4 protein-coding genes are annotated in these 3,606 nt (G+C 71.5%); 1 reads left to right on the top strand and 3 read right to left on the bottom strand.

The window, feature by feature from the left end:
• Together ASG29_RS10230 and ASG29_RS10225 are read right to left on the bottom strand one after the other, a co-directional pair.
• Positions 1–996: M56 family metallopeptidase (locus tag ASG29_RS10230; protein ID WP_235532863.1), on the bottom strand; the 996-nt coding region annotated here is incomplete at its 3' end.
• Positions 993–1,376, bottom strand: coding sequence for a BlaI/MecI/CopY family transcriptional regulator (locus ASG29_RS10225; RefSeq protein ID WP_268796226.1), 384 nt, complete (start codon positions 1,374–1,376; stop codon positions 993–995). The genes ASG29_RS10225 and ASG29_RS10230, both read right to left, overlap by 4 nt.
• Positions 1,377–1,621: 245 nt before the next feature.
• On the opposite strand from ASG29_RS10225, the gene ASG29_RS10220 reads away from it, so the two are divergent.
• Positions 1,622–2,125 (top strand): hypothetical protein, encoded by a 504-nt coding sequence (locus ASG29_RS10220; protein WP_055983414.1) that lies wholly within the window; start codon positions 1,622–1,624, stop codon positions 2,123–2,125.
• A 44-nt stretch (positions 2,126–2,169) separates the two neighbouring features.
• Here the strand turns inward: ASG29_RS10220 and ASG29_RS10215 are convergent, their stop codons facing one another.
• Positions 2,170–3,471, bottom strand: a complete 1,302-nt coding sequence (locus ASG29_RS10215; RefSeq protein WP_055983411.1) for a homoserine dehydrogenase — start codon at positions 3,469–3,471, stop codon at positions 2,170–2,172.
• Positions 3,472–3,606: the final 135 nt, after the last annotated feature.

The following is a 3,606-nucleotide window of genomic DNA, read 5'->3' as shown; positions in this document are numbered from 1 at the left end:
CGCCTGCACCGCGGCCACGGGATCGAGATCGGCGAGCTCGACCCCCGTCACCGTCTCCACCTTCGTCCGGACCGTCTCCGCCGCCTGCGTCCCCGACGCGGTCAGCGCCAGCGCCCCGGCGGCGAGCGCCATGGTTCCCGCCGCCCCGGCGGCCATCCGTGCGCGCGATACGCGCGTGCGTCCCAGCATCCTCAGTCTCCCTTTCAGATCCCTGATCGTGTGAAGGTGGCAGGCGGGGGTCAGCGCGCGGCCGTGCGCGGCCTTCACGATCGCGCAGCCATAGGCATGTCGCGCCACGGGCCCGAGCCGCGCCATGACGCCCGCGTCGTTCGCCATCTCCTGGTCGGCGCGAAAGGCGCGATAGGCGATCCAGGCGACGGGGTTGAACCAGTGCAGCGACAGGATCGCGAGCGCGACCCAGTTCGCGATCAGGTCGCCGCGCGCATGGTGGCCCAGCTCGTGCGCCAGCGCGAGATCGCGCTCGTCCGCATCGTACCGGCCCGCGAAATCGGGCGGAAAGGCCACGACGCGACGCACGATCCCGAACGCCAGCGGCCCGGTCGCGCCGTCGCTCTCCACGATCGCGACCCGCCCCGCGCGCGCCAGCGGCACCGCGCGCGCCATCAGCGTGATACGGAACCGGACGTAGCGCGCGGTCTGCCAGCCGAGGAAGAGCAGCGCCCCCGCGATCCACGCCGCCGCCGCCACCGGCAACGCGGTGTCGAGCCACGACGCCGCTGGCAGGACGTCGACTGGGGCGGCATCGGCCAGCGGCACGATCATCACGCTCGCCTGCCGCCCGATCTCCGCAATCGGTGCAGCCGCCGCGCGCCACTCCGCCGGCAGCGGGGGCAGCAGCATCCGCAACGCGGGGATCGCCCACAACGCATAGGCCAGTTCGGCGCCGAACGCCCGCCGCACCGGTCCGCGCAGCGCCAGCACCGCCAGCATCAGCGCGGTGGAGGCGGCCAGCGCCTCGATCACCCACGCGGTCATTGTTTCAACGCCTTGAGCAGCGCCTCGATCTCGGCGATGTCCTGCGCGCTGATCTCGTCGCGTTCGGCCAGATGCGCGACCAGCGGGGTCAGCTTCCCCCCGAACAGCCGGTCCATCAACCGGCGCGATTCGCCCGCGACATATTCCTCGCGCTCCACTGCAGGGCGGTACAGGTACCGCCGCCCGTCGACCTCATGCGCGACCGCGCGCTTGGTCAGCAGGCGACCCAGCAGCGTCTTGACGGTGGCAGCGGTCCAGTCGCGGGCGGGATCGACGCGTTCGACCACGTCCTGCGCGGTCAGCGGCGATTCGTGCCACAGCACCTCCATCACCGCATGTTCGGCGTCGCTGATACGTTCGGTCTTCGGATTGTCCGCCACGACTCGCTCCCGTACTGACTACGGGCGTAATCGCACCGACTACGGGCGTAGTCAAGCGTAGGCGTTCACCGGATGCGGGACAGGTTCTCCGCGACGTCCCAGGCAAACCACAGGACGACCAGTGCGAGCGCCAACGCGGCGTACCGATTGCGGAAGAGACGCGACAAGGACATGCGGCGAGGGATACCCGCGGCCCCCTTAACACCATGTTGACGGCGGCACGGTGGGGCCGCAGGATCGGGCGGATGTTGATCCTCGCGCTTACCTTGCAAGTCGCCGCCGCCGCGACGCCCGCGCCGCAGCGTTTCTCGATCCTGGTGCCCGTGGCGGACCAGCAATGTACCCGCACGCGCGCGCCGGACGAGATCGTCGTGTGCGCCGACGCGCTGCCGTCGCAGGAGCTGCCCTTGCCGGCGGAGGCGGTGTCGTCCCGCCCGGTGCCGGTCAACCGCGACATGACCGGCACCGGCGCGCTGAACGCGGCGAGGACGCCGTGCGCGGCACGGGTCGGCGGGTGTCAGGTCGGCCTGGACATGTTCGGGATGGGTACCGCGCTGATCCGCGGGGTGCAGAAACTGGTCGCGCCGAACAGCTGCTGCGAGGAACCGGGCGAGGCCACGAGCGCCGGGAAGCTGGTGGTCGACGCCTTGTCAGGCGCGGGCAGGCTGGGGAAGGGGAAGCCCGACAGGACGGGACGCGTTCCCATCGACCTGGACGAACCGGTGATGACGGGGCGGGTGGCGCCCTGACGACCATCACCCTCCCCGGCGTTCGCCGCGGTTGCTCCTCACGCTTACCCCAGTATGTGCATCCACAACGGCTCGCCCGTCAGACTCTGCGACCCGCGCAGCCGCTCCAGCGCCTGCGCCACGCATCGTTCCGGCCCCTCGTGCGTCACGATCGCGACAAGCACGCTGCCGTCGCCGTTGGCGCCGCGCTGGATCAGGCTTTCGATCGAAACGCCCGCGTCGCGCATCGCCGCCGCGATCTCCGCCAACACGCCGACGCGATCCGCCACCGCGAATCGCAGGTACGCGCGCCCGCGCCGCTCGCCACTATCGGCCGGGGCGGCATCGGCCAGGGCCGTGGCGGGCATCGCGAAGGGCGGCCCCGCCTCTCCGCGCGCGATGTCGATCAGATCGGCGACGACGGCGCTGGCGGTCGGCCCCGCGCCTGCGCCCGGCCCCTGGAACAGAAGGCGTCCGACGAAATTGCCCTCCGCCACGACGGCGTTCGTCGCGCCGGTGACGTGCGCCAGCGGATGGTCCTGCGGCACCAGATGCGCATGGACGCGCTGGAACAGTCGGTCGCCCGCCGCCTCCGCCACGCCGAGCAACCGCACGCGATAGCCGAGCGCCGCGGCCTCCGCGATATCGGCCGCCAGCACATGGCGGATACCGCCGATGCCGACCGCGTCGAAGGCGGGGCGCGTGCCGAACGACAGGCTGGCCAGGATCGCCAGCTTGTGCGCCGCGTCGACGCCGTCGATGTCGAACGACGGGTCGGCCTCCGCAAAGCCCAGTGCCTGGGCCTCCGCCAGCACGTCGGCGAAGTCGCGGCCGCCCCCTTGCTCCCTGGGCGCCTCCATCTTGCTCAGGATGAAATTGCACGTGCCGTTCAGGATGCCGTAGACGCGCTCGATCGCGTTCGCCGCCGCGCCTTCGCGCAGGCCCTTGATGACGGGAATCCCGCCCGCCACCGCGGCCTCGAACTTCAGGGGCACGCCAGCCGCTTCCGCCGCGCCGGCCAGTTCCAGGCCGTGATGCGCCAGCATCGCCTTGTTCGCGGTCACGAACCCCTTTCGCGCCGCCAAGGTCGCGCGCGCCAGGGCCAGGGCCGGTCCGTCCGCGCCACCGACCAGCTCGACGACGACATCCGCCTCCGCCTCCGCCAGCCGGGTCGTGTCGTCGACCCAGGCGAACCGCGACACGTCGATGCCGCGGTCCTTGCTGCGGTCGCGCGCGGACACCGCCACGACGTGGATCGGGCGACCGGCACGGCGTTCGATAAGGTCGCGATTGGTGTCCAGGACGCGGATGACACCCGCTCCCACGGTCCCCAGCCCGGCCAGCGCGACCCGCAACACGTCCGCCATCAACCCATCCCTTCCGCCCGTCCGTCGATCGCGCGACCGCTAGGCGGCGATGCCGTGGAAGTCGAGCGCCTGCGCGCGTTGCAGGAAATGCAATCGCATGTCGGATAAATTGCACTTGCCCCGCCTCATGCTGCG

The sequence above is a fragment of the Sphingomonas sp. Leaf412 genome (assembly GCF_001425405.1).
Classification (GTDB): domain Bacteria; phylum Pseudomonadota; class Alphaproteobacteria; order Sphingomonadales; family Sphingomonadaceae; genus Sphingomonas.
The sequence above is the reverse complement of the archived record's forward strand: the minus strand, read 5'-3'. Positions and strand labels throughout refer to the sequence as shown.

Bases quoted from the DNA above. Each gene is read 5' to 3' on its own strand.
- ASG29_RS10220 (WP_055983414.1), top strand. From the start codon at position 1,622: ATGTTGATCCTCGCGCTTACCTTGCAAGTCGCCGCCGCCGCGACGCCC.
- ASG29_RS10215 (WP_055983411.1), bottom strand. From the start codon at position 3,471: ATGGCGGACGTGTTGCGGGTCGCGCTGGCCGGGCTGGGGACCGTGGGA.